Source organism: Lachnotalea sp. AF33-28 (genome assembly GCF_003477885.1).
Classification (GTDB): Bacteria; Bacillota; Clostridia; order Lachnospirales; family Lachnospiraceae; genus AF33-28.
The window spans coordinates 217,710-242,915 of sequence record NZ_QUEE01000002.1 but is presented as its reverse complement, the minus strand read 5'-3'; the positions used below and the strand labels follow the sequence as shown (position 1 = coordinate 242,915).

The following is a 25,206-nucleotide window of genomic DNA, read 5'->3' as shown; positions in this document are numbered from 1 at the left end:
AAATGAATAAAAGAATCCCGCTTGCGGGATTCTCCGCCTGTCTGAACTGTTACGAAAAAATCCAATCAGGATGGAATCCCGATTGGATTTTTTCTTTCGTATGTCCCAAAGTGCCGGCTCCTATCTTTTGACGCCTAGCCGTGCTAGGTGGGTAAATCCTCAACTTAAGCTTCTGCCTTCCGCTGCATAATGACGGCCTGACATCTGCTAAGCGATCTTGGAATCCCGAATGTCATAATGTAGGTTCAAAACAATAGGAGTTATCGCACACCCCAGGAGTATATTTTCAATATCCATACACAGACTTAAAGAGTTTGCCTCGACAACCTCCCGATTACCCATCTGCCTCTGTATCGATTATACACTAATAGTATGTTCATTTCAACAGATATTTCTCACTCAATATCTGGCAATTCCGTTTTTGTCCACCCTTGCGATGATCAAAGGCTCTGTTACCGGGGAATTTTCCGATACAGAAACTGCCCTCAAAAATTTATCTTCCGCGTCATCAAGGAGCGCTTCCTTTTCCGCATAGAGCACAGCCAGCGGTTCTCCTTTGCTCACACGGTCGCCCGTTTTTTTAAAGAGACGTATCCCTGCGGCACTGTCGATCTGATCCTCTTTCGTATTCCTGCCGGCGCCCAGGAGCACGGCCGCAATGCCGCAGCTCTCCGTATCCATATGGGATATCCATCCGCCGGCCGGACTGATGACCTCCCTGTGAAATGCCGCCGGCACAAAGCGCTCTGGCTCATAGATATAAGACGGATCTCCGCCCTGGGCCTCCACCATATCGGCAAAAACATGCAGAGCCCGGCCGGATTCCACCGCGCGGCGAGCTTTCCTTTTACATTCCGGAAGGTTGCCCATATCCGCCAGATACAGCATATTCGCCGCCAGGCAGTAGCAGAGTTCGGTAAAATCATCCGGTCCCTGTCCTTTCAGTGTCATAACTGCTTCCTGCACCTCCAGCGCATTGCCTATGGTATTGCCCAGCGGAAGATCCATATTTGTGATCAGCGCCGCCGTGCGCCTGCCGGCATGCTCGCCGATGGCCACCATTTTGCCGGCCAATGCGACAGCATCCTCTGCCGTCTTCATGAAGGCTCCGCTGCCGGCTTTTACATCCAGCACAATCGCGTCACAGGACGCGGCCAGTTTCTTGCTCATGACGGAACTCGCAATCAGCGGCATGCTGTCAACGGTGGCCGTCACATCCCTAAGCGCGTAAAGCTTTTTGTCCGCCGGAACCAGGTTGCCTGTCTGTCCCGCAATGCAGAATCCCACACGGTTGACAATCTCATAAAAGCGTTCCATAGAAAGCGCTGTAGTGAGTCCGGGAATCGCTTCCAGCTTATCCAGCGTCCCGCCGGTATGCCCCAGCCCCCGGCCAGACATCTTGGCCACCTTCAGACCGCAGGCCGCAGCGATCGGTCCGATCACCATGGTGGTCTTATCTCCGACGCCTCCGGTGCTGTGCTTATCCACCTTAATTCCCTGAATCGGCGACAGATCCATCACATCTCCCGAACACATCATCTCCAGAGTTAATTCCGCCGTTTCTTCATCGTTCATCCCCTGAAAATACACAGCCATCGCGAAGGCTGCCATCTGATAATCCGGTATCCTGCCCGATACATATCCCTGTATCAAAAACTGCAGTTCCAGGGCGGTGAGCGTATGTCCCAATTTCTTCTTTTCTATTATATCATAAGCTCTCATAAGATATTCCTTCCTTTAAGGTCATCCGGCCCAAAACTCATCGGGAGCAGCTCCGAAAGCGTCCGCTCTGCATGGATTTCTCCGTCTCTGCCCATCAGGATCAAAAAGCTGTCCGGATCGCAGAATTCACGCATCACCTGGCGGCACACCCCACAGGGAGCGCATAGATCGGCGCAATCCTCCTGTTCTTTACCTCCTGCTATCGCGATCATAAGGAACTCCCGGCATCCTTCGCTGACCGCCTTTACAAATGCCGTCCGTTCCGCACATATCGTCGGGCCGTATCCGGCATTTTCCACGTTGCAGCCGGTGTATATCTTTCCGTCTTTTCCAAGCAGCGCCGCTCCTACTGTGAAATGTGAATACGGCGCATAGGATAAAGCCCGCATATCGGACGCAGTGCGCATCAGTTTCTGTTTCATATCCATAAGCTCTCCCGCCTCCTTCGCATACTCACCGCATCAATAGCTGTTCCAGAAAGCTCTCACCGCAGAGTTTTGCCTTGACGCCGAAGTAATCCGTGACGGTGGCCGCGATGTCCGAAAAACTGCTTCTGGTCCCGAGATTCATACCTGCTCTCACCCGCTCTCCCGCCATGACCAGAGGGACATATTCCCTGGAATGGTCCGTGGAAGGAGTGGACGGATCGCAGCCGTGATCTGCGGTGATCATCAGTATATCGTCCTCTTTAAGTCTGCTTTCTATCTCCGGCAGCATACTGTCAAAATAGCTCAAGGCTTTTGCATATCCGTCCACGTCGTTTCTGTGGCCGTAGAGCATATCATAGTCCACCAGATTAGTAAAGCACAGGCCTTCAAAAGGGCGCTCCATCATTTCCAGTGTTCTTTCGATTCCTTCCGCATTGCCCGCGGTCCGGACCGCCTCCGTAATGCCCCGTCCCGCAAATATATCAACAATCTTTCCCACCGAATATACCTGAAACCCGTTTTCTGTCAATGCATCCAGCATGGTCTCTGCCGGAGGATTCAGGGAATAGTCATGCCGGCGCGGAGTGCGGCAAAACGGATACTCTCCTTCAAACGGCCGCGCGATCACCCGGCCCACACCGTAAGGGCCCGCGCAGAGTTTTCTGGCCGTACGGCAGATTTCGTACAGCTCCTCAATCGGTACCACTTTTTCATGGGCCGCCACTTGAAACACGCTGTCGGCGGAGGTATAGACGATTACCTTTCCGGTCTCTATATGTTCCTTGCCGTAATCCCGGATCACCTCCGTGCCGGAATAAGGGCGGTTGCAAAGCACTCCTCTGCCTGTTCTCCTTGAAAACTCCTCCAAAAGCTCTTGCGGAAAGCCTTCCGGAAATGTGGGAAGCGGCTTCTCCGACACGATGCCGGCAATTTCCCAGTGACCGATCGTCGTATCCTTTCCCTTTGAGCGTTCCGCCAGCCTCGCCACAGCGCCGCGGGGATGTTCGGCGCGCTGCCCGCAGCTCACCCCGTCTATCCGAAACAGGCCGAGCTGCGCCATGTTGGGCATATGAAAATACGGGCTGGCGGCGGCAGCCGTCAGCGTATTGCTCCCTTCATCGCCGTAATCAGACGCATCCGGCAGCTCACCGATCCCCACACTGTCAAGCACAATCAAAAATATTCGTTTCATAATCATTCTCCTCGCAAATTCATCCGCGGATACAAAAGGAGCTCTCCTTCTGCTCCGAAATCTCATGAATATCCATATGGTCAACCCGGATAAACCGGCTGCCCTCTTTTATTTTTGCCAGAAACAAGCCTGCCATATCCTTATCTCCCTGAATTTCCAGTTCCACTCTGCCGTCATCCAGATTGCGCACCCAGCCGGTCAGACGGCAGTACGAAGCGCAGTGATACGCATAATACCTAAATCCCACTCCCTGCACTCTTCCTTCAACCATTACGCAATAGCGCGCCATATGAAGACCTCCCATCCATTTTCCCGCCGTCTTAACTGTTACCCTAATCATAATACATACATTTGCGGCAGTCAATAAATGCTTGCGCTTATACAGGCATGTAGAGTATAATGGTTACAGTTATTGGCTGTAAGCCAGTCAGAAAAGAGAAGAACATGCGATGGAAAAAAGTGCAAAGATCATATTAATAGTCGATGATGTAGAATTGAATAGAGCTATTTTGTGTGAATTGTTCCACTCCCGCTATCAGATACTGGAAGCAGAGAACGGCGAAGAGGCGTTAACGCTGGTCAAAGAACACGGTTCGGATATCGCTGTCATGCTCCTGGATATAGTGATGCCTGTTATGGATGGCATAGAAGTGCTGAGAATTATGAAGCGCGAGCAGCTGATCGATACGATCCCAGTCATCCTCATCACCGCCGAAAGCAATGAAGAGACCGCCTTAAGAGGCTACAACATGGGCGTTTCGGATATCGTCAATAAACCCTTTAATCCGGATATCGTATGCCGGCGTGTTGAAAATATCATAGAGCTTTACGATCACAAAAATCATCTTGAAAAAAAGGTGCAGGAGCAGTTATCCATCTTAAATCAGCAGGCACAGAAGCTCAAACAGACCAACAGCTTTGTCATAGATGCTTTAAGCACAGTCGTGGAATTCCGTAACTGTGAATCCGGCTCTCATATTAAACGCATCAACATGATCACCGGTTTTCTGCTGGAGGCTCTGTCAAGCCGTTATCCAGAGTATTATTTTTCTCCGGAAACCATAGATACAATAGCGAGCGCTTCTGCCATGCATGATATCGGAAAAATAGCCATTCCGGACTCCGTCCTCCTAAAACCCGGCAAACTTACGCCGGAAGAATTTGAAATCATGAAGACGCATACCATCCGCGGCTGTGAAATACTGCAAAGCCTGGACTATACGCAGGACGAGGAGTATTATAACTACTGTTATGATATCTGCCGTCACCATCATGAGCGCTGGGACGGCAACGGTTATCCCGATCATCTGGTGGGGGAGCAGATCTCCATTCCGGCCCAGGTTGTCTCTCTGGCGGATGTTTATGAAGCGCTTATCAGTGAAAGGGTCTATAAACCGGCCTATACTCATGAGGAAGCGATTCAGATGATTGCAGGCGGAGAATGCGGCATATTTAATCCGCAGCTTTTAAAATGCTTTCTGGAAATCTCCGACACCGTGCATGAAGCGATCAGCAATGCAAAGCAGCCGGCTGATTACATGCGCAAGCCTCCTGCCCTGCGTATGCCGGTATACAGCAGCGGCGAGGAGTCACTCTCCGACCGCACACTGTGGCTGCTGGAACTGGAAAGAGAAAAATATCATACACTGGCGGAAATTTCCGGAGAAATAATATTTGATTATGACGCACGCAGCGATACCATGCTTTTTTCCGAAAAATATGTGGAAGTGTTCGGCGGCAGTTTCCGTATACCGAACATGACGCAGGTCTTAAGCGCCACTCCCCGGATCGCCGCAGAGGATAAGATATCACTCTTTAAGATGCTTGAAAGCCTAAGTCCGGTCAATTCCAGCTGTAAGATTGAATTTCCCCTGATCACCCAGAACGGAAAGCAGGAGTGGTTTGAAATTTACATACACGCGCTGTGGAGAACCGATGAAAAGGCTGAGTGTGTCAGCCTGATCGGTAAGCTCACAAACATCCATTCCATTAAAATGGAGAAAAAGCGCCTGATCCGCCAGGCGAATACGGATCCGCTCACAGGGCTCTACAACCGCAAGGCCATCGAGGATATGCTGGAAGGCTATTTAAAGCCCGGCACACTGCAAAACGGTGCGCTGGCATTCATTGATATCGATAATTTCAAATCCATCAATGATACCTTCGGCCACCAGTTCGGCGACGAAACGCTCAAGCATGTGGGCGGTCAGTTAAAGCAGCTGTTCCGTTCCTCCGATGTGGTGGCCCGCATCGGAGGCGATGAATTTGTCGTTTTTCTGTCCAATATAGGCAGTAGAAAGGTGATTCAGGAAAAAGCGGCGATGATCTGCAATGTGTTCTGCCAGACCCTGACCGAGGGGGGCATGAGCGCCAGCATATCCGGCAGCGTGGGCATCAGCTGCTACCCGGAGGACGGATCTTCCTACAAGGAGCTGATAAATAAAGCGGATAAGGCTCTTTACTACGCCAAGCATATGGGGAAAAATCAATACGCTTTCTACCATCCGGATATGGAAGAAAGCGAAGGGGTATTCGATACACGGATCCTATAATTGGCAGTACTATAGAAGAGAGAAGGAAAAGCAGTCATATACGCCGCTTTTCCTTCTCTCTTCCATATTACTGCTGCATCTCCTCTCCTGTCCGAATGCGGACAATCACATACTCGCAATGCTTACCGGTACGGAAAGGATAACCCCAGCCTGCGATTCCTGAAGACACGATCAGATCCATACCTCCAATCCGCTCGTATCCGTAATTTCTCGTGTCTCTGCCGAATAACTCTGTGAGCAGCCCCACCGGCCAGATCTGGCCGGCATGCGTATGGCCCGACAGCATGAGATCGTATCCGGCAAGCGCATTGTCCTTCAGGCTGTTTGGCTGGTGATCCGCCAGTATATGAAAGCCTTCCCCGCTCTCCCCTTCTAAAAGCGCTCCCGCACCGATTCTCACAATGCCCGTGTAGTATGCATCAGAGCGATCCGCGCGGCCGGTCAGCGTCAGTTCCCGGTTCAGCTCGACCGTCTCATCTTCCAGAATCCGTATCCCGGTGCCAGCTACAGCTTCTCTAAGCTGCTCTTCCGTATATCCACAGTCCGCCGCATATCTTCCTTTATCATGATTGCCGTATACATAATAAATTCCTAACGGAGCCGGTATCTGCGCCAGCGTTTCAAAGGCCTCCCTCACCTGTTCCAAATTCGTCCGTTCATCCACAATATCGCCGCCCAAAATCACAAAATCCGGACGGTTCTCCCCGATACGGCCGCAATATACCGACAGCGTATCTTTATCCATGGTAGTTCCGAAATGCAGATCAGAGAGGAACGCTGCGGTATAGCCTTCTTCACGGAGTTCTTTCCCGGTCACGATTGTATAACCGGTTTCCGTCACATGCTGCATGTTCACATATCCGTAGCTTAAGATCAGAACCGTCAGCAGTATCGGGATCAGACCGCTGCAATACAGGATATGGCCTCTCCTGCTTTTTATATGAAACACTTTTACCAGAATGAGCCGCGCAAGATCCACCGCTGCGGCAGTTCCGGCAATATGCAGCACGACCAGCGCCCACATCCCCCAGATGTTGGCCGCCGGCAAGGCGGCTGCGGCTGACAAAATCACGGCTGTCAGCCTGCCGAAAGCTTTATGACGATGCCCTATAAGCAGGACTGCCATTCTTCTGAAATAAAAATACAAATATATCCATAGCGGCAGCACCAGAACTGCCTGAACGATCATATATCGAACGCGCATATTCATCTCCTTTTACATGCATGAGCGGGGCATTTCAACGGTCCCTGCCCTAACATGCCATCAAAATTATAGTATCTCCATTTTATCATACCTGCTTACGGCTTTCTACTTTATTTGGCTGCTTATGCTGCACCCTTATCCCCCATGCCAGACTGCGCCGCTGACGTTGCGGTTAAGAGCTGCCGATAAAGCAGCGCAGAGCGGGACGTTTACGACAGCGTGAGCAGTAACCCCGCGAACAAATATTCGTTTCATCTTGAAAACCGCTGCTATATGTGCTATATTAAAGTAAGAACATATGTGCGCACCGTCCGTCAAAGTGTTGAGGCAGTGCGACCGGATTCCGCAATTACAATTATGCCGCCGGCATTAAAGCGAGGTAAAGTATGTTAGTGACACAGGACCTGACCATAGAGAGAAAACTGGAGATCTTATCGGACGCCGCCAAATATGACGTCGCATGCACCAGCAGCGGAGTGGACCGCAAAGGAGAAAAAGGCACCATCGGAAGCGCGTCGGCCTGCGGGATCTGCCACAGCTTTGCGGCGGACGGCAGGTGTATCTCCCTGCTTAAGATTCTCTATACCAATGAATGTATCTTTGACTGCAAATACTGTATCAACCGCTCTTCCAACGATGTGGTGCGCACTTCCTTTACTCCGGATGAGGTCTGTATGCTCACCATAGAGTTTTACCGCAGGAATTACATCGAGGGGCTGTTCTTAAGCTCCGGCATTCTGAAAAGCCCGAACTATACGATGGAACTGATGCGGCAGGCGCTGGAAAAGCTGCGGGTGGAATACCGTTTCAACGGTTATATCCATGTAAAGGCAATCCCCGGCGCAGACCCTGAGCTGATCGAGAAAGTTGGATATCTGGCCGACCGGATGAGCATAAACCTGGAACTGCCCACCGCAGAGAGCCTCCGCAGGCTCGCTCCCCATAAAAACCGTAAAAATATCCTTGCACCCATACGCCAGATCCAGAACGGAATCCGGGCCGACCGCCTGTTAAGCGGCGATCAGCTGATGGCTCTGCCGGACAAAGAGCGCCAGCTGCTGACGCCCAACGGGATCACCGCCACCAAGCAGAGGGCGCTGACCGTGCGCCGGGAACAGCCGCATTTCGTTCCGGCCGGCCAGAGCACGCAGATGATCATCGGGGCGACTCCTGAGAGTGACTATCAGATTGTATCGGTTGCGGAAGCACTCTATAAGAATTATGACCTGAAAAGAGTGTTTTACTCAGCTTATATTCCGATCAACGAGGACAAAGAACTTCCCGCACTGGGACAAAAGCCGCCTCTGCTTAGAGAGCACAGGCTGTATCAGGCTGACTGGCTGCTGCGTTTTTACGGTTTTCAGTCAACAGAGCTGCTTTCGGAAGAAAAGCCGAATTTCAATGTATTTCTGGATCCCAAATGTGACTGGGCAGTACGCCATCTGGAGTGCTTTCCGGTGGAAATCAACAAAGCAGACTATTACACTCTTCTTAGGGTGCCGGGCATCGGCGTCAAATCCGCGCAGCGCATCATGAAAGCCAGAAGATATGCAGTCCTGGATTTTGATGACATCAAGCGTCTGGGAGTCGTCTTAAAGCGCGCCGTATACTTCATCACCTGCCAGGGCCGCATGATGTACAGAATACGGCTGGAAGAAAACTTTATCACTCACAATCTGATCGACAATGATAAAAAAAAGACATGGAGCATCGAAAATGATATGACCTACCGTCAGTTATCCCTGTTCGATGATTTCCAAATGGATTCCTGGGAGGTAGTGGGATGAGCACACCTATGAAGACCATATTTTTATGTGAGGATACGCCGGACGGCATCTATACCGCGATCTATGACGCATGGGCAAGCCGGCTCGGCCATGATAACGTAAAGCTGGTCATAAACGGCGAGGACAATCTGGAGCTCTTTGCTCAATACCGTGAAGTGAATACCGATTACGAAAAAGCGGTTAAGGTAGCCCGATCGGTTCAGATGAAGATATCCGGCGAAGCCTATCACATGATGTATAAGGCGGTCATGTCCGATCAGCCGGATAAAGCCGATGCAGCCTACCGCTTTTTGATTGATGGCTTCAAATACGGCGCCCGCATTGTAAATATGCTGGGGAATCCATCGGTTGCCCGTATCTTTGAATTAAACCGAAAAGTATCCGGTGAACAGCATCTGTTCGTGGAGTTCATTCGTTTTATCGAGTTAAATAATGGAATTCTGCTGGGCAAGATCGCGCCCAAATGCAATGTGGTCCCATTGGTCGCTCCGCATTTTGCCGACCGTTTCTCCGGTGAAAACTGGATGATCTATGACGAAAACCGCCGCCTCGCCGCGGTTCACGAGAGCGGCCGGCCCTGGGTGCTGATGGATACTAAAGGCACAGAGTGGGAAGCGCTGTGTGAAAAAACAGAAAATGAAGATGTCTATGTTACGCTCTGGAAAATCTTCCACCGCACCATAGCCATTAAGGAACGTGAGAACCCCGCCTGCCAGAGAAATCATATGCCTCTGTGGTACCGTAAAAACATGACGGAATTTTTGTAAAATCTGCTGGACAAACGCAATTGTCTGTATTATAATATTCTTCGTGGCAGTAATTGCAAATGTAGTTCAATGGCAGAACACCAGCTTCCCAAGCTGGATACGCGGGTTCGATTCCCGTCATTTGCTTCCGTTTGTATAACCGTATTCAAGAACAGGGATAGTCTTAAGGACTGTCCTTATTTTTATTCATTAGATTATACTGCCTATCATTTTTTTGTAATTCTTTTCTTATTTATTCTCCGGTTTTACTCTAATAAAGTCTCAAGGCAGATCTGAATCATGCCTTGAGACTTTATTATAATTTATTGAAGCGCTGTTTTCTTTACCTGCATCAGGCCCTTGGATACCGCCGGAATGGCAATCAACACCAGAGTGATGGCCGCTTCACCAAAAATATAACATGCGTTGTATGCCAGTGAATAAGGCAGTGGAGCCCATCCCTCCCAGGCATACATGCCAAAAAAGATCCAGCCGGAAATCACAGCAAACACATAACGGCCGCATACTCCCAGAAGATATCCTTTAATCAGGCCGTTCTTTTTCTGGCAGAACAGCCCTGACAGGCCCAGAGCGCCAAATGCGCATATGTAATCCACGATCAGCTGCGCCGGGTAGAGCACATAGGGATCCACAATCAGCTGCAGAATACCGTAGGCCACCGCCGTCATAAGGCCGGTCTTAAGGCCATACCAATAGCCGGGCAGGCAGATGAAAAACATGCTTAACAGCGTGATCGAACCTCCGAACGGGAAGCTGTACACCTTCATAAAGGATGTCACCGTTGCCAGCCCCATGGCTACCGCACAGAATACCAGCTGCTTCGTGTCCACTGTTTTCTTTTTCTTGTTGCTTAGAGCCACAGCTATAACCAGAATCGCAGCAACGATTAAAATCAGAGCCACATAGCCTGCCGTCGTGGGTAAATAGGTCGTGTCCCCATACTCATCCACTACGGTCTTAATAAAAAAATCAAACATAAAAAATGCCTCCTTCGCATAGATGCAAGGGGGGCATATAGTAAGCTTTCTCATTTGCTTCCTTACGCCGGTATTATCCGGTTCAAGTAATGAGGGTCAATTTACATCTCTCAGCCTGTTACAGCTCCCCTAGCATTTATATTCATTTTTTCTTTTTGTATAATATATCACCAGCCATTCGGTCAATGACATACTCACATCTGTTGCGCCTTCTTATAATATATCAAATTATACGGATTGTCAACAAGCAGTTTACAGGGACAGCCTACATAACAGAGCCTGCACAGTTTGCCTGTTGCAGCCGGATGGCAGGTATCACACTGGCGATATCTTCCTTCATGCGCAGCGCTTCTCTTCTCGCCGCCATTGCGTACTCCGTTTCCGGGCAGCCTTCTTTCTTATAGGCACACATAATCCCCCGGGAGGAATTGATCACCGCGCCAAGGCCATTTTTGTCAAAGGCATAGCTTACATCTTTGGCACCGCCGCCCTGTGCACCGTAACCGGGTACCAGGAAAAAGACGGAAGGAGCCTTTGCACGAAGTTCCTTAAGCTGATCCGGATAGGTAGCGCCGACCACTGCGCCCACACAGCCGTATCCGTACTCTCCCATGGCCTGCGCGCCCCATTCTTCACAGCGCTCCGCCATGATTTCATAAACAGCCTTGCCGTCGATCCGCCGGTCCTGGAGTTCTCCTGACGACGGGTTGGAAGTCTTCGCCAGAACAAAGATGCCCTTATCATACTCACTGCAGCACTTGAGCAGCGGCGCGATTCCATCCGTTCCAAGATATCCGTTCACGGTCAGGCAGTCGGCTCCAAATGCCGCGCAGCTCTGCCCGTTCACATCCGTCATACCCAGATGCGCTATGGCATAGGCTTCCATAGTGCTGCCAATATCATTACGTTTGCCGTCCAGAATCACGAACATGCCTTTGCTCTTAGCATAAGCCACTGTCTCCGCCATAGTCTTCATTCCCTGCCATCCATACATCTCATAGTAGGCCGCCTGCGGTTTCACCGCCGGCACAATATCATACAGGGCGTCGATCAGCCCTTTATTAAATGCAAGCAATGCGGCCGCCGCGCCTTCCAGCGTGTTGCCGTACTGTGCAAAAGCTTGTTCTTTTATATATTCCGGCACATAATCCAGCTTCGGATCCAGCCCCGCTACAGTCGGATTTTGAAATTCCACTATTTTTTTGATCAATCGGTCCATTGACATGATAAATATTCTCCTTTCATCGTCAGCGACTTTGGGTCGGTGACCTGCGTACATCTTTGGTGCGCTTATTCTTTAAAATCTGGGGGGAACAGACTACTGTCCGCCTGCCAGATTCAGTATAGCAGAGGTTGGGGCAAATGTCGAGACAGAACCTCAAAACATATGCTGATGATTTATCGGTATGTTATTGTTCGCTGCTATCGTAAAGTTCCCGCGTAAGACAGGGCAGGGTATATTCCTCATTGGGACACGCTCTCGCTCCGTGAAGCGCGCAACGGTACTAATGCTGCAAAAAACACAGCATAAGTACCGGCGGGCTTCAAGGGATCCCTATGAGGAATATACCCTGCCCTGTCTTACGCTTCTTTATCGGTATCTCTGAACGGTAACTTTCAGAATTCCTCCTTCATCGACCGTAAAAACAGATTTGAAAACGCAGTTTGAGCCTCTATCTTTTTCTGCAGTATATCATTCAGTGACTGGCAGATTGGCATCTCAATACCGGACGTTTCAGCTAAACGGCAGAGCGCTTTAACCGTATAAATTCCTTCACACAGTTTATTTGTCTCTATACCGTTTATAAAATTTTCACCAAACAGCCTGTTATTGCTGTACTTCGAGAAAAAGGTGGTTTCACATTCTCCCAGAAAGCATAAACCATAAACGCTTCTAATGGAACCGCCCAGACTTTCCACTAAACGCGATACTTCAACCGCAGAACGGACAATCATCGCGCCTTTTAAACTGCCATACCCCAAAGCATCCAGCATGCCTGCCGCAATACCATAGGCATTTTTTGCTGCTGCTCCGATCTCATTTCCGATTACATCAGTCCCAATATAGATGCGAATTAACCTGCTGTTTAGTAATTGAGCGAGCTCCTTTTTCAGCGAATCATTGTATGCGTCAACAAGCATACAGTTGGGTATACCAGTGACAAAATCCTGTATGTGTCCCGGTCCCACCCAGATGGCAACAGAATTTATATTTTCTACATATTCCGCCGCAACCTCTGTTAAACGCTTTCCTGAATATTCTTCTATTCCCTTCATACATAATACAATCGTCTTATCTTTTAAATCGTATTTTGAAATTTCCTGCATTAACATGCGCAGATTTTGCGAATTAATAGAAATGAATATATATTGATTTTTCAATGCCTCATCAAGCTCGCTGACAAGCCGGATCGCAGGGTCGAGCTTTACATAACTGTTTTGTCTTGTTTTAACCAGCTGCGCGAAATTGTCTGATGATTTCCTTCCATATAATGTGACATGATGGCCAATAGAATTCATATACCATGCCAAGAAACTGCCCCAGCGCCCATATCCTAATACCGATACATTCATCCTGTCTCTCCAATCCTTTAATTTAGAACTGTTCTTGGAGTTTTTATTTAACTGCTCCTGAAGTTCCTTTATGGTCTGGTTAAGAGATTCAACAGTTGCATTTAACTGAGCAAGCTGTTCAGATAAGTTTTCCCGTTATCCGCAACTTGTGCAAAATTTGCACAAGTTGACTCCTCTGATAATTCGCCACTTTCGTAAATGTTTTTGAGGTGCTTTGTAACAACGCTTCTATCCACATCAAAAAGCTGGCCAATCGCTTTTTGCGTTAGCCAAACATCGTGATCCTGCACACGGACTTCAATGCCGTCCTCATGGGCATCCTTTGTAAATACAAGAAAATCCACGGTGCTGTTTCGGATTTGCAATTTGTTATTTTCAGCCACTATCATTCACCCTCCCATCAATCATTATCCGATTTATTTTTCTTTGCCCTGCTTTTATAAACTTTATGCTGGTTTTTGCACTGTGGACTGCAAAATACAGGTTCAAGCGGGTCATAAATGCTCGGATGCGCCGTTTCCGTCGGGGTCAGGTGCAGTGTACCTTCCGCTTGTTTAATAAATGAGCAAATCCGTAAACTGTACAGTACTGCCCTCTTGAGGCCAGTGACCTGTACAGTATTCAGATTTGCTCATCATAAATCTTTTATTTGTTTCCATCCCTGCCAAATAGTCTAGAGTATGGTCTCAATTTAACTGATGCATAAGTTGACCCTACGGCCGTTTTTGTTCCACTCCACTAATTATCGGGCTTTACAGGGAGTTCCCGGAAACATTCGATGTTGTGCTCTCCGCCGGTGTGGAAGACTCTGTGGGAGCCTCGGTCACCGGTTCTGTGGAGGAAGGCTCTGTAGATTGTGTAGGCGCTGTGGAGGACTCTGTCTCGGAGCTGGATTCCTCAGTGGATTCCGTTTCAGTCTCAGTGGAAGAATCTGTCACATCCTCTTTTACCTCACCGCATACGGTGCACTTATAAGTACCGTCACTCTGCTTCTCCCACTTATGGGTTTTGCCCGGAGCCGGAATCACCTCTGTCTTAGTGGCGCCGCACTTGGTGCAGGTATAGGTCTTTACGCCATCCTTGCCGCATATGGCAGCGGTGGTCACCTTGCCGTCATCCCAGGTATGGTTTTCCGTCACAGCCGCGTCTTTAATCTCCTCTTTGCAGACCTTACAGATATAAGTCACCTTGTGGGTCTTATCATCCACCTTGGTATAGGTCGGAGTATCCTTGGTATGTCCGTTAACACAGCTGCTGCTTTCATCCACAAAGGTCACATAGTCCCTGCTGACATAGCCGGTCTGGCCGTTGTATTCAACCTGAATCCAGCTGCCGCTTCCTGTAGCTGTACATTTTAATACGGTATTCTTGGTCACCTTACCGAGCACTCTGGACGAAGTATTGTTAAACTCCCGCACATTGAGCGTGCTTGCGGTTACCTTCACCTGCTTGTTCACCCTGGTAAAGGTTTCATCGCCTACCGGGAAGGTGGTGCTGTCGTCCTGTCCGGGTTCCAGCACAAAGCTGGTGCTGTCCACATATTCGGCCTGGTACTTGGAGAAATTGACCTGTACGATCTTGCCTGTCTTTTTATATCCGTTCGGCACACCGCTGACCGTCACTGTATAATCGCCGAATGGCACATACGTAAATACGGCCGTACCTGTCTCATCCGTGATCGCGGAATTGGTGGTCGCGCCTGCCATCTGCACAGTTGCCCCCTTTACCGCCTTGCCGGAATTGTCTTTCACGACAAATTTCACATTCGTTACGGATGCGTCCGGGGTGCCCGTATATTTGAAATAGGCCACATTCATATCCACATTTCCGCTGATTCCCGGAACACTGCCCTTGCTAGTATACTGCCACATCTGATGCTTGCCTGTATAGGAGCTCTTATCCGTTACCGGATTCACAGATCCCGGATACTGCGCCACCCAGATCTTATAACGGTTGCTTAAACGGTCGGTTTCCCAGTTATTAGCATAGCCGTTCTTGCTGGCATACATCATCGGTGAATAACCGGCGCTCTTCACAGTCTCCATAAACGCGATCGCATAATCCGTTCTCTGGCTCTTCGTTACACCTGCCGCAGCCGTACGGTACTGGCCGATGTATTCACAGTCATATACAATCGGATAAGTAATCTGATACTTGCTCACATAATTCACTACCCAGGAAGCTTCTTCCACGGCTTCATACTCGTTGATCGCCTGTGAGAAGAAATATACACCGACCTTCAGACCGGCCGCAAGCGCGCCCTTCATATTGGCAGCGGCCTGACGGTCCTCATAGATCGTACCTGTATCGCGGCTTCGGTAACCTACGCGGATCATAGCGAACTCAATCCCGCTGTCCTTAACCTGCTGCCAGTTAATGCTTCCCTGATGATGGGATACATCGATGCCAAGAGACATGCCCTGGCTCTCATAATCGCCCTTGGCAATGTCGCTTATATCCACATCCGCAGCATTACCTGCATCGTCCGCACCGTCTCCCGGATCGGCCGCGTCATTTACCGGCGCTTTATCAACTTCCGGCAGTTTTTCCTTTTCAATTACTTTATGTTCCACTTCCACCGGTTCCTCGGCTTCGGTAGGAGCCTCGGTAGCGCCGATCACTCCCACGCTGTGAACCGTGGTGGGGTTAATCACCTTCATCGGCTCAGCCAGGTTGAAATCCGCCAGCTGGCGCGGGGACTCCTGTATGTTCTCCACCTGGGTATCCTCTGTGGGATCCGTATTCGCTCCCGCCACGGCCTGCGTGCCGTCTGTCCCTGCATTCATGGCGATGGGCACCGCTATTACAGCCGTAACGCCCAAAACAACCACCAGCACTCCGCAGAGAATCGGGATCTTATACGGTGCCATCTTTGCCAACAAAGAAGTAAGTTTTTCCTTCATGCCTGTCCTTTTTCCTTCCCTTTTACAACTCTCATCATTCTGTCAGCGGGACGCATTCGTCCCTGTTACCTGTATCTTTATTTCCATATTGTACCTGAATACCGGGCAAAAATCAACCTTCTGGGAATGGTAAATATTACAATTTGCTTACAGCGTTGTAACGGCATAACAGTCACTCCCGGACAAATCGAACAAATCCCTAAGCCAATGGGACTTAAAGCCGTAACTCATGCTTCAGCCCCATCGGTTCAGGGATTTACCGTTTTATTCCGCTGCCGGTGCGAGCAGCGCTGTCTTTAAGTTTGCGATATCCCGCTTATTGACCAGCAGCTGAGTGACTCCGTTTACCGTCATCTGATAGAAGCTGCTGTCATAAGGCGCATAGGATATAGTGATTTCGGGAAACGTCTCTGTGTTACGGTGGAATGTGAAGGTCAGCTCATCCGTGTTCTGGCTGGGAGCGGCATCCTCCGCCAGCACCTGTTCGGCTTTGATGCCGATGATCTGCTGGTACAGGGACTTGAATTCGTCTTCCGCCATTTCCGTTCCGTCTTTGTAATAGGTTTCTGTTTCCTCCGTCACCGCTTCACCGGTCTCGCTGTCGGTGCCGGCAACTGTCTCGCGTTTAATCGAGTATTCGATCGTGGTTCCGTCCACCACCGCCGTGATGCTGTCCACATCCTTGATATTGATAAGTGCCGCAGATTTATTGATGAAGGTGCGGTCTGTCAGGTTCAGGAAATATTCCGCCGTGGTCTGCGCCATCAGGCTGACACGGTTGGAAACGGATGTTTTTACATAATAGTCCCCCGATTCGGCCTGCTTCCCGATATACAGGATCAGCGTTTCGTTGACAGTGACTGTTTTCGCTTCCGACGTCTCTTTTGCTGTCTCCGCCGCAGCATCGGTGCTTTGAACGGATTCGGTCTCCTCCGCCTGTTCCTCGTAGGTCTTCACATAATGGACGGTAATCTGTGCGGCGGGCGCATCCAACCCATATGTTTTCAGCTCCTCCTCCGCAGGCTCATAGCTCACAAGGCTGCCCAGCGTGAGGCTTGTCACCTTTTCAATCAAATCGGACTGTGCCGTTTCATCCATGGGGATCCTGATGCCGTCCTCTTTTAATAAAAACCAGCTGTACATGCCGCTGTAATCCGCCTCTGTGTCCCCTGCCGATTCAAACAGCGCCATCATATGTCCGTTAGGAACTGAAAGCTCTATGCCGGTGAGTTCTGTCTGTGAAATCGCAGGCAGCGACTCCGCCTGCAGCAGATCATAAAGGCCTGTCGAAAAATCATCATTAATATAGGTAGAAACTGTGTATACAGCGCTGCCGCCTTCCACATACAGATAATAGTCTCCGGTCACTTCATTCTTGATTCCGAGATAGAGAGTCATCTCGCTGTCCGCAGTTTTAAAATGAATGACATTGGAAGGGGCATCCAGTCCGTAGGTACTTAAATGATCCAGGTTCTCTTCCACCACTCTTTTAGCCGTCAGCCCGGCAAGGGAACCGGTCATGGTGGTGAATTTGGACTGATTCAGCTCCATATCCTTGTTATCCTTATACTTCCAGGTATCGTCCTCCTTTACAAAGGTCAGTGTTTCACCTTCGCACTGATAGGAAAATTCCGTAATATCCGTGGATTTGATATCCCGGCTCACTATATATGTTTTCTCCTCTGCGGTTTCTCCGTCCGCCTTCTCCTCCTGTGCTTTATTCAGCGCCCGCAGACCAAAGAGCCCTCCGATAAGCACCGCCAGCAAAAGGAGCAGCAGACCAAGTGTGAGTCCCTTCTTCTTTTTCTTTTTTGCCATTATTTCTTACGCCTCCACAACCAGATAATCAAACCGGCGATTAAGAGGGCAGCCGGCAGAATGATGATGCAGACAGAGCTCCAGAGGTTCACCTGTGCGGCCGGCACCATGATGTATTCGATGCTCGTGGATTTCACAGGGATATTCACCGTGCTCTCCTGTTCACACATCCATCCCAGTGAATTTGCAAACAGATCCGTATTGGATATGTTGAATTGCGAAAGCAGAGTATCCTGAAGCAGCCATGCGCTGGTGCAAAGTACGATCTGCGTGGTATTGCCGTCACCCAGATCTTCCGAAATTGCCACTGCTACGGGGAAGCTTCCGGTGCGGTCTCCGTCCTCTTTTTCATAGGTGGTAAGTTTTCCGTCCACCGGAGTCTTTTCATAGGAGCTGTCCGATGTGGTCAGCAGATCCTTGATCGTTACGGTGCTTCTCACGGTTTCATTTTTATTGACCGCCTGTGCGTTTAAAATCAGGATCGGCGTCTGGCCTGACTTGATATCCGAGGTGATATCATGGGAATTAACGGTGGGCAGGATCGTCAGAGGGTCCATATAATAGGCTGACTGATCGCCTTCTACCACCACACCCTGGGACAGGGATACGCCGTAATTGTCCAGTATGCGGTTGAAGTTTGTCATATCCTCCGTGGTATAATTGGTCATGATAAACGCTGCTCCTCCCGCTTCCAGATAGGAGATCAGCATATCGGCCTCATCCGAACTGTAATCGGAGGTGGGCGCATAGATTAAAACCGCATCGGCGTCTTCCGGCACCGCGCCTTCCGACAGCAGGTTCAGATCCTTGACTTCCACGTTCTGCTTAAGAGCCACATCCGACGCCACCGTGCCCAGGGAAGACTCCCCATGGCCGGTAATGCTGTATACCATCGGCAGCGTTTCGCTGGTCACATAGGCGATCGCGCTGGTCAGCTGGCCCTCTCCGTCAAAATTCTCCTCAGTAGTGCCGGTCGAATAATAGCTGCTGTAATCCACCACATAGATATCGTTGTAGCTGACCACCTTATGGCGCTTCTCGCTTTCAACGATCAGGCTGTTGCTCGCTATGGAGGTTTCACCGTAATTGGAAGCGAATCCCGGTGACAATACCGGATCGACGTACTCCACGCTGATGTGATCCGACAGATCTTTATAACGGTTCAGGAGCTCCGATATCGTGCCGTCCGCGCTCTCTTCAGCAGCCAGAACATAGATTTTCACATCGGTATTCAGGTTTTTCACCACATTTTTAGTCTCATCCCCGATGGAATACATCTTGTTGGGGCTTAAATCCACGTTGGTATATTTCGAGGGCAGCTCTGCGACCACCAGGTTCACAATCACGGCGATAGCGATCACAATCACGGTCAGCAGAACGCTATAGGATCCGCTTTTTGATTTTCTGGTCTTAAACTGACTCTTGATTTCCGGTTTTTTCAGTTTTAATTTGCTCACGTCCGTTCCCTCCTAGCTCCATCTTCTTTTCTGGACTGCCTGCGCGGACAAAAATACAAAGACCGCTGAAAATGTGATATAGTAGACAATCGCAGAGAGATCAAATATCTGGTTGATAAAGTTATTGAAGCGGTCCGCCAGGGACAGACTGTTTAATACAGTCTGGAACAATCCTGAAAACAGCGCCGGTTTCCACAGGTACAGACCGGTCAGCAGGCCGATCCCCACCACACAGACTGCAGCGGAAAGAACCCAGTTTTTCGTAAGCAGATAAATCACCAGCCCGATCACCAGCATCATCATGCAGAAACCCAGAAACGTGCCCGCACTGGCGGAGGGAAGCAGGCTGCTGATATTAGACATCAAAAACAGCACGAGAAGCGCGCCGAAGGTGCCCACGCTGGCGATGATCTGGCTCTCGGTCAGTGAGGATATAAACATACCCATGGCAATGGCTGCGCAGCCCATCAGGAAAAATGCCAGAATGCTGCCATAGTCAGCCAGCTGCACTGAACCGCCGTAGGCAGACATGATCAACGGACAGAAGCAGGTCAGAAGGCAGACGATGCCGAATACCGTGATCATTGCCAGGTACTTGCCCACCACCACATCGGCCACTGTGACCGGCGCAGTTAAAAGCAGCTGATCCGTCTTGTTCTTCCTCTCTTCTGCCATGGAACGCATGGTGAGAATCGGCACGGACACAAGAAATACAAAAGTGATATTGGACAGCGTATACGCGAAATACGGCAGCCCGTTGTTGAGATTCAGAATAACAAAATAGATGCTGATGATCGCTACCATAAAAGCGACAAAAATATATCCGGTCATGGAGGTAAAATAGGACTGTACCTCTCTTTTATAAACTGCTTTCATCTTCGGATACCTCCTCGTTTTCTGCTGCTTCCTTCTCATCCTCATTCAGATCGGACTCATACGCCTCATCCGTCTGTTCCCCAAGCTGCGGTGCATGATCGTTCTCCGTCAGTTCGAGGAATACATCCTCCAGCGACATATCCGCAGATTTCATCATCAGGATCGGCAGCCTTGCCTCCGCAAAGGCATAAAACAGGCATTCCCGCAGATCCGTATCCTTGCCGGTCTGCACGGATACTTCCACAGTGCCGTCCTCCTGCCCTTTCTTCACCCGGTACTGATTGATATCCGGCAGTTTCTTAAGCACTCCTTCCGTTTCTGTTTTTCCGCCTTTAACCAGCAGCGTAAGGGAATGGGAGCCTTCCATCAGTCTGGACAGATTCTCCGGCGTATCGCTGGCCACCAGCTTTCCTTTGGAAATAATCATGATGTGGTCGCATACGGCGCTGACTTCTGACAGGATATGGGAACTTAAGATCACTGTATGTTTCTTGCCCAGATCCTTGATCACGTCACGGATCTCTATGATCTGTTTGGGGTCCAGTCCTACCGTGGGCTCATCCAGTATGATCACCTCCGGGAATCCCAGCACGGCCTGGGCCAGGCCGACTCTCTGCTTGTAGCCTTTGGACAGGTTTTTGATCAGCCGGGCGGATACCTCTTTAATCCTGGCTGTTTCCATCGCCTGCTCAATGGCCTCTTCCCGATCCTTTCTGGGTATTTTCTTCAGCTCGGCTGCAAATTTCAGATACTCGGTCACCGTCATGTCCATATAAAGGGGCGGCAGTTCCGGCAGATAGCCGATACATTTCTTCGCTTCCTCTGGCTCTTCAAAAATGTCATGGCCGTTTATTATGACATCGCCTTCAGTAGCTGCCAGATATCCCGTCATAATGTTCATGGTAGTGGATTTCCCGGCTCCGTTCGGCCCCAGGAAGCCATAGATCTGCCCTGTTTCCACAGTAAAGCTCAAATGATCTACCGCGATATGATCGCCGTACTTCTTGGTCAGATTCTTTACTTCAATCAATGGTGGACCCTCCTTAAACAGTTAAACTCATTTGTTAGTCAATTCTAGCACCTAAATGTGTTCTGTCTGCAAAAAATTTGTGAAAAAACTGTGTTCTGCAAACAACGGTCAAAAGGCTCACACAGGGAATTTCAACGCATAAATTAGAATAAAGCATGTTATTTGGGAGGAAAAATGCGCTCTTTTCTTTCGGTATTCCTGTTTGTGCTCTCGTCAAACCTTGACACTTTTGTCATCGTTCTGGCTTATCAGATAAATCGTATCCGGATCAGCTATTTAAACGGCCTTGTCATCGGAGCTGTGACCGCCGTTTTTACCTTTGCGGCAGTCCTGGGCGGCGATCTTATTTCCAAAACCTTTTTCTCCAGATACTCCGACCTGTTTGGCGGCAGTATCCTGATCCTGTTCGGATGTTATATGGTTCTTAAATTCTTAAAAGAAAGGAAGAAACAAGACACAGCGGATTCCGGATCCGCCCTTTCATCCGAAAAACGTCTCCCGCTTGGCGCAACCCTGGCTCTTTCAATGGCTCTGTCCATCAACAATATCGGGCTTGGAATTGCCGCCGGCATCGCTGACATCCCGGCTTTTACCACTGCTGTTTTCACATTTATCTGTACCTTTCTCTGCATCTTTCTGGCAAACCTGCTCGGAAAAACGGTACTGAGTAAATGGGTCCGCGGTTATTCATTATTGATAACGGGGATTCTGCTCGCAGTGCTGGGAATCTTTGAGTGTATATGAAAGAGAATTCCGCTCGCGGGATTCTCCGCCTGCGGCGGGTCGCTTTAGCGACATAATACCTTCCCGCCGCAGTGCGATCCTAAGCGGAGCGTTTTTATTCAATAGGTCGTATTTTCCTATTGAATAAAATATAGAAAAAAGGACGGTCCCGCACGCCGATTTTCGCAGCGGGACCATCCTGTTTCATATGCTATATAAGAGTAAATCCGGCGAATCCGCAGCGGCTGTATCAGGCATCCGAATCCTTCGGCACCCACACGCCGGCTTTATAATATCCGGCCGACAGGGCGGTTCCAATAACCCAGCCGATGGGCCAGGACAGCCATATACCCACGCTTCCCATTCCCAGGCCCTTTGCCAGTACATAAGACAACAGCACGCGCAGGATCAGATCAGAGAAGGTTGCCACCATAAAGCTTTTCATGGCTCCGGCGCCTCTAAGCACTCCGTCAGCCATCAGCTTGACCGAAATCACCAGATAAAACGGAGAAACGATCCTAAGAAACAGTGTTCCCTCCTTCAGCACAGCGCTGATATCCTCTTTGCTTGACAGGAAAAATTTCATCGCAGCAGAACTGAATCCAAAATACACCACAATGAACGGTATGCTTACGATGAAAATCATCTTCAGCCCCGCCTTAAAGCCCTCTCTCACACGGCCGGGCAGCCCTGCCCCGATATTCTGTGCCGTAAAACTGCTAAGTCCGTTGGCCAGTGTCGTAAAAGACGTGATGACAAAAGTATTCAGTTTGATAGCCGCAGAATAGCTGGCCATCACCACAGAGCCGTAGCCGTTAACCAGCCGTTGGATGAACAGATTGCCGATAGATATAAAGCTCTGCTGGAGGATGCTCGGTACCGCAATCATGCTGATCCTGCCAAGCATAGTCAAGGAAAAAACCGTATAGTTTCCTTCGGTTTTAACCGTCCGCAGCCGGATCAGCAGCGTAACCGCCGCCAAAACCGCCGCGATCCCCTGACAGAGAAACGTGGCCCAGGCTACGCCCGCAACACCCATATGAAATGCGCAGACAAAGACCACATCCATAATCATATTGCCAACGGAAGATGCGATCAGAAAATACAGCGGCGTCCTGGAATCTCCCAGCGCCGTAAATACGCCCGTACATATATTATATAGGAAGAGAAACAGCAGGCCCCATATGTAAATTCTAAGATACAGCGCGGAATCCGCAAATACATTCGCAGGCGTATCCAGCATGCGCATCAGCCAGTCGCAGGCGATGGCGCCTCCAACCGTCAGAACCAGCGCCACACCGATGACGGCCAGTATGGAGGTATACACCGCCGTTTTCATACTCCTGTAGTCTTTCGCTCCAAAGTACTGCGATATGACCACGGAGCTCCCGATGTTGGCTCCTGTTGCGACCGCGATAAAAATCATCGTAATCGGGTAGGAGGCACCCACCGCCGCCAATGCATCCACACCCACAAACTTTCCGGCAACCACGCTGTCCACGATGCTGTAGAGCTGCTGGAATACCACGGAAAACAGCAGCGGCATAGAAAAGCTCCATAGAATCTTATCCGGCTTACCCACTGTCATATCCTTTACCATATAATTGCCCTCTTCTTTCCTTACATTTTAGCCTCCGCAATTATACTATAAATTTTATTATTTATATAATGTTTCTTTTTTCCTTAACCATACGTTTTTTGCATGATTAAAATGGATATCCGTCTATATCCCGTATCATTCCTGCAGTTCGCCGTCAACGATCCTCACAACCCTGCTGGCGTTTTTCGCCACTCCCAGATCGTGTGTGATCATCACAATCGTATTTCCCAGCCTGTTCAGCTGACTAAAGAGCGCCAGAACTTCCTTACCAGTGCTGCTGTCCAGCGCTCCCGTCGGTTCATCAGCTAAAAGGATGGCAGGACGCCCAACAAGTGCCCTGGCGATAGCCACTCTCTGCTGCTGGCCGCCTGAGAGCTCGCTGGGCTTGTGCTCCATGCGGTTTTCCAGGCCCAGCAGGCGTATGGTATCCATACAGGATTCTGCTGCCTCCTGGTAGCTCATCCCCCTCATCAACAGCGGCATCACTATGTTCTGCATAACCGTATAGGTGGGAATCAGATGATATTTCTGGAATATGAATCCGATTTCCTGATTGCGGATTCTGGTCAGCGCCTTTTCTTTGGTCCTGTGAATGGCTATGCCGTCCAGATAGTACTCTCCGCTGTCTGCCAGATCCATGCAGCCGATCACGTTCATCAGTGTGCTCTTGCCGGATCCGGAGGGGCCGAGTATAGCCAGAAATTCTCCCTTGGACACCTCGAGGGAAATGTTTTTCAATATATGAAGCTCCTCCTGGGCCATGTGATAACTCTTATTCACATCCCTCAACCGAAGCATCGTACCGTCATCTATGCCCGCTTCTTCGCACTGTGGATTTTTCATTTTCCGCTCTCCTTCCTCACAGGCCGTAAGCCTATTGTTGATGACCTGTGCGCGCTTTCGTGCGCCTCCTTTATGATTCCTTATGTATTTTTACTCCACAATCCAGATAGCGGTAACAGTCTCGCCGCCTTCTATATCTTCCTCCACCACAAGCTTCAGCATATCATCCACCGCGATGCTGGAAAAAGTGGTCTGTGTTCCCAAAGGGGTAGTCACTGCGGTTCCCACAGGTATCAGCAGTGTTTTTTCTTCTCCGATGAGCTGATAGAAGGTGCGATTCTGCCCATTGGCCTCCTGTATGCCGCCTCGAAAACCCTGCCCTCCTCCGCTCCCATTTTGAACGTTCCCGCCAAGGGCTTCTCCTTCTGCGAAACTCGGCATCTCTCCTTCCGCAAAGCTCGGCATTTCTCCCTCCGCAAAACTCGGCACCTCTCCTCCTGCGAAGCTCGGCATCTCTCCTCCCGCGAAACTCGGCATCTCTCCCTCCGCAAAGCTCGGCATCTCTCCCCGGCTGTTTTCCTGCATATCAGTCTCCTCTGCTAACGCCAACACTACCTCATTGCCGTTGATTGCCGTCACCTGGCCGATGATCAGGGACTGCCCTTCTTCCAGATTTATCTCCGATTTTGCCGTACTGTCTGCATCCGCGGTTTTTCCGGAACAGGCGGTTAACAGCATGCTTGCGATCACAGCGGTCAATATCATATATCTCTTCATCCGTCTTTCATCCTCCCTCTGACCCGTTTTGATTTC

General features: G+C 49.8%; 21 protein-coding genes, 1 tRNA gene, 1 other RNA gene and 1 riboswitch. Of the genes, 5 read left to right on the top strand and 18 right to left on the bottom strand.

The window, feature by feature from the left end; translation table 11 throughout:
• Positions 1-98: 98 nt before the first annotated feature.
• The 5 genes from ssrS to DWZ56_RS03570 all read right to left on the bottom strand — a co-directional run bounded on the left by ssrS (position 99) and on the right by DWZ56_RS03570 (position 3,631).
• A non-coding RNA gene (gene ssrS, locus DWZ56_RS03590) (6S RNA) lies at positions 99-282 on the bottom strand.
• 117 nt (positions 283-399) lie between these two features.
• On the bottom strand, positions 400-1,722 hold the full coding sequence (locus tag DWZ56_RS03585) for a pyrimidine-nucleoside phosphorylase (protein ID WP_118555020.1): 1,323 nt from the start codon (positions 1,720-1,722) through the stop codon (positions 400-402).
• The gene (locus DWZ56_RS03580; protein WP_176928237.1) at positions 1,719-2,150 is read right to left on the bottom strand and encodes a cytidine deaminase; all 432 of its coding nucleotides are present in this window, start codon (positions 2,148-2,150) and stop codon (positions 1,719-1,721) included. The genes DWZ56_RS03585 and DWZ56_RS03580 overlap by 4 nt, the downstream gene beginning before the upstream one ends.
• A gap of 25 nt (positions 2,151-2,175) precedes the next feature.
• A complete protein-coding gene (locus tag DWZ56_RS03575) occupies positions 2,176-3,342 on the bottom strand; it encodes a phosphopentomutase (RefSeq protein ID WP_118555019.1) in 1,167 nt (388 codons plus the stop codon).
• Positions 3,343-3,361: 19 nt separating this feature from the next.
• Complete coding sequence (locus DWZ56_RS03570; protein WP_118555018.1) at positions 3,362-3,631, bottom strand: acylphosphatase; 270 nt, start codon at positions 3,629-3,631, stop codon at positions 3,362-3,364.
• Between the two features lie 160 nt (positions 3,632-3,791).
• On the opposite strand from DWZ56_RS03570, the gene DWZ56_RS03565 reads away from it, so the two are divergent.
• Positions 3,792-5,894 carry a diguanylate cyclase gene (locus tag DWZ56_RS03565; RefSeq protein ID WP_118555017.1) on the top strand — a complete coding sequence of 701 codons (2,103 nt, stop codon included), beginning with the start codon at positions 3,792-3,794 and terminating at the stop codon, positions 5,892-5,894.
• Between the two features lie 67 nt (positions 5,895-5,961).
• Here the strand turns inward: DWZ56_RS03565 and DWZ56_RS03560 are convergent, their stop codons facing one another.
• The gene (locus DWZ56_RS03560) at positions 5,962-7,098 is read right to left on the bottom strand and encodes a metallophosphoesterase (protein ID WP_158584427.1); all 1,137 of its coding nucleotides are present in this window, start codon (positions 7,096-7,098) and stop codon (positions 5,962-5,964) included.
• A 386-nt stretch (positions 7,099-7,484) separates the two neighbouring features.
• Here DWZ56_RS03560 and DWZ56_RS03555 point away from each other — a divergent pair, with 386 nt between their 5' ends.
• From DWZ56_RS03555 to DWZ56_RS03545, 3 genes are all read left to right on the top strand, one after another.
• Positions 7,485-8,885, top strand: coding sequence for a putative DNA modification/repair radical SAM protein (locus DWZ56_RS03555; protein ID WP_118555015.1), 1,401 nt, complete (start codon positions 7,485-7,487; stop codon positions 8,883-8,885).
• Positions 8,882-9,652 (top strand): TIGR03915 family putative DNA repair protein, encoded by a 771-nt coding sequence (locus DWZ56_RS03550; protein ID WP_243095044.1) that lies wholly within the window; start codon positions 8,882-8,884, stop codon positions 9,650-9,652. The genes DWZ56_RS03555 and DWZ56_RS03550 overlap by 4 nt, the downstream gene beginning before the upstream one ends.
• A 55-nt stretch (positions 9,653-9,707) precedes the next feature.
• Positions 9,708-9,778 (top strand) — tRNA-Gly (locus DWZ56_RS03545).
• A 176-nt stretch (positions 9,779-9,954) separates the two neighbouring features.
• Here DWZ56_RS03545 and DWZ56_RS03540 read toward each other — a convergent pair.
• From DWZ56_RS03540 to DWZ56_RS03500, 9 genes are all read right to left on the bottom strand, one after another.
• Positions 9,955-10,629: an energy-coupled thiamine transporter ThiT gene (locus tag DWZ56_RS03540; protein WP_118555014.1), complete on the bottom strand. Its 675-nt coding sequence runs from the start codon at positions 10,627-10,629 to the stop codon at positions 9,955-9,957.
• Between the two features lie 42 nt (positions 10,630-10,671).
• Positions 10,672-10,770, bottom strand: a riboswitch (TPP riboswitch).
• 124 nt (positions 10,771-10,894) lie between these two features.
• Complete coding sequence (gene pyrF / locus DWZ56_RS03535; protein ID WP_118555013.1) at positions 10,895-11,854, bottom strand: orotidine-5'-phosphate decarboxylase; 960 nt, start codon at positions 11,852-11,854, stop codon at positions 10,895-10,897.
• 392 nt (positions 11,855-12,246) lie between these two features.
• On the bottom strand, positions 12,247-13,203 hold the full coding sequence (locus tag DWZ56_RS03530) for an NAD(P)H-dependent glycerol-3-phosphate dehydrogenase (protein WP_118555012.1): 957 nt from the start codon (positions 13,201-13,203) through the stop codon (positions 12,247-12,249).
• Positions 13,204-13,304: 101 nt separating this feature from the next.
• The gene (locus tag DWZ56_RS03525) at positions 13,305-13,592 is read right to left on the bottom strand and encodes a hypothetical protein (protein ID WP_330424824.1); all 288 of its coding nucleotides are present in this window, start codon (positions 13,590-13,592) and stop codon (positions 13,305-13,307) included.
• Between the two features lie 363 nt (positions 13,593-13,955).
• A complete protein-coding gene (locus DWZ56_RS03520) occupies positions 13,956-16,106 on the bottom strand; it encodes a GH25 family lysozyme (RefSeq protein WP_118555011.1) in 2,151 nt (716 codons plus the stop codon).
• A gap of 264 nt (positions 16,107-16,370) precedes the next feature.
• Positions 16,371-17,924, bottom strand: coding sequence for a DUF4340 domain-containing protein (locus DWZ56_RS03515; RefSeq protein WP_118555010.1), 1,554 nt, complete (start codon positions 17,922-17,924; stop codon positions 16,371-16,373).
• The gene (locus DWZ56_RS03510) at positions 17,924-19,381 is read right to left on the bottom strand and encodes a GldG family protein (RefSeq protein WP_118555009.1); all 1,458 of its coding nucleotides are present in this window, start codon (positions 19,379-19,381) and stop codon (positions 17,924-17,926) included. Before DWZ56_RS03510 ends, DWZ56_RS03515 begins: the two co-directional genes overlap by 1 nt.
• A gap of 12 nt (positions 19,382-19,393) precedes the next feature.
• Positions 19,394-20,257 carry an ABC transporter permease subunit gene (locus tag DWZ56_RS03505; protein ID WP_118555008.1) on the bottom strand — a complete coding sequence of 288 codons (864 nt, stop codon included), beginning with the start codon at positions 20,255-20,257 and terminating at the stop codon, positions 19,394-19,396.
• Entirely contained in the window at positions 20,241-21,287 is a 1,047-nt protein-coding gene (locus DWZ56_RS03500) for an ABC transporter ATP-binding protein (protein WP_118555007.1), read from the bottom strand. The genes DWZ56_RS03505 and DWZ56_RS03500 overlap by 17 nt, the downstream gene beginning before the upstream one ends.
• Positions 21,288-21,461: 174 nt before the next feature.
• Between DWZ56_RS03500 and DWZ56_RS03495 the strand changes: the two genes are divergently transcribed.
• Positions 21,462-22,031, top strand: coding sequence for a manganese efflux pump MntP (locus tag DWZ56_RS03495; protein ID WP_118555006.1), 570 nt, complete (start codon positions 21,462-21,464; stop codon positions 22,029-22,031).
• A gap of 229 nt (positions 22,032-22,260) precedes the next feature.
• Here the strand turns inward: DWZ56_RS03495 and DWZ56_RS03490 are convergent, their stop codons facing one another.
• From DWZ56_RS03490 to DWZ56_RS03480, 3 genes are all read right to left on the bottom strand, one after another.
• The gene (locus DWZ56_RS03490) at positions 22,261-23,610 is read right to left on the bottom strand and encodes an MATE family efflux transporter (RefSeq protein WP_118555005.1); all 1,350 of its coding nucleotides are present in this window, start codon (positions 23,608-23,610) and stop codon (positions 22,261-22,263) included.
• Between the two features lie 135 nt (positions 23,611-23,745).
• A complete protein-coding gene (locus DWZ56_RS03485; RefSeq protein ID WP_243095043.1) occupies positions 23,746-24,453 on the bottom strand; it encodes an ABC transporter ATP-binding protein in 708 nt (235 codons plus the stop codon).
• A gap of 90 nt (positions 24,454-24,543) precedes the next feature.
• Positions 24,544-25,170 (bottom strand): hypothetical protein, encoded by a 627-nt coding sequence (locus DWZ56_RS03480; protein WP_118555004.1) that lies wholly within the window; start codon positions 25,168-25,170, stop codon positions 24,544-24,546.
• Positions 25,171-25,206 lie beyond the last annotated feature (36 nt).

Bases quoted from the DNA above. Each gene is read 5' to 3' on its own strand.
- DWZ56_RS03585 (WP_118555020.1), bottom strand. From the start codon at position 1,722: ATGAGAGCTTATGATATAATAGAAAAGAAGAAATTGGGACATACGCTC.
- DWZ56_RS03580 (WP_176928237.1), bottom strand. From the start codon at position 2,150: ATGGATATGAAACAGAAACTGATGCGCACTGCGTCCGATATGCGGGCT.
- DWZ56_RS03575 (WP_118555019.1), bottom strand. From the start codon at position 3,342: ATGAAACGAATATTTTTGATTGTGCTTGACAGTGTGGGGATCGGTGAG.
- DWZ56_RS03570 (WP_118555018.1), bottom strand. From the start codon at position 3,631: ATGGCGCGCTATTGCGTAATGGTTGAAGGAAGAGTGCAGGGAGTGGGA.
- DWZ56_RS03565 (WP_118555017.1), top strand. From the start codon at position 3,792: ATGGAAAAAAGTGCAAAGATCATATTAATAGTCGATGATGTAGAATTG.
- DWZ56_RS03560 (WP_158584427.1), bottom strand. From the start codon at position 7,098: ATGCGCGTTCGATATATGATCGTTCAGGCAGTTCTGGTGCTGCCGCTA.
- DWZ56_RS03555 (WP_118555015.1), top strand. From the start codon at position 7,485: ATGTTAGTGACACAGGACCTGACCATAGAGAGAAAACTGGAGATCTTA.
- DWZ56_RS03550 (WP_243095044.1), top strand. From the start codon at position 8,882: ATGAGCACACCTATGAAGACCATATTTTTATGTGAGGATACGCCGGAC.
- DWZ56_RS03540 (WP_118555014.1), bottom strand. From the start codon at position 10,629: ATGTTTGATTTTTTTATTAAGACCGTAGTGGATGAGTATGGGGACACG.
- pyrF (WP_118555013.1), bottom strand. From the start codon at position 11,854: ATGTCAATGGACCGATTGATCAAAAAAATAGTGGAATTTCAAAATCCG.
- DWZ56_RS03530 (WP_118555012.1), bottom strand. From the start codon at position 13,203: ATGAATGTATCGGTATTAGGATATGGGCGCTGGGGCAGTTTCTTGGCA.
- DWZ56_RS03525 (WP_330424824.1), bottom strand. From the start codon at position 13,592: ATGATAGTGGCTGAAAATAACAAATTGCAAATCCGAAACAGCACCGTG.
- DWZ56_RS03520 (WP_118555011.1), bottom strand. From the start codon at position 16,106: ATGAAGGAAAAACTTACTTCTTTGTTGGCAAAGATGGCACCGTATAAG.
- DWZ56_RS03515 (WP_118555010.1), bottom strand. From the start codon at position 17,924: ATGGCAAAAAAGAAAAAGAAGAAGGGACTCACACTTGGTCTGCTGCTC.
- DWZ56_RS03505 (WP_118555008.1), bottom strand. From the start codon at position 20,257: ATGAAAGCAGTTTATAAAAGAGAGGTACAGTCCTATTTTACCTCCATG.
- DWZ56_RS03495 (WP_118555006.1), top strand. From the start codon at position 21,462: ATGCGCTCTTTTCTTTCGGTATTCCTGTTTGTGCTCTCGTCAAACCTT.
- DWZ56_RS03490 (WP_118555005.1), bottom strand. From the start codon at position 23,610: ATGGTAAAGGATATGACAGTGGGTAAGCCGGATAAGATTCTATGGAGC.
- DWZ56_RS03485 (WP_243095043.1), bottom strand. From the start codon at position 24,453: ATGAAAAATCCACAGTGCGAAGAAGCGGGCATAGATGACGGTACGATG.
- DWZ56_RS03480 (WP_118555004.1), bottom strand. From the start codon at position 25,170: ATGAAGAGATATATGATATTGACCGCTGTGATCGCAAGCATGCTGTTA.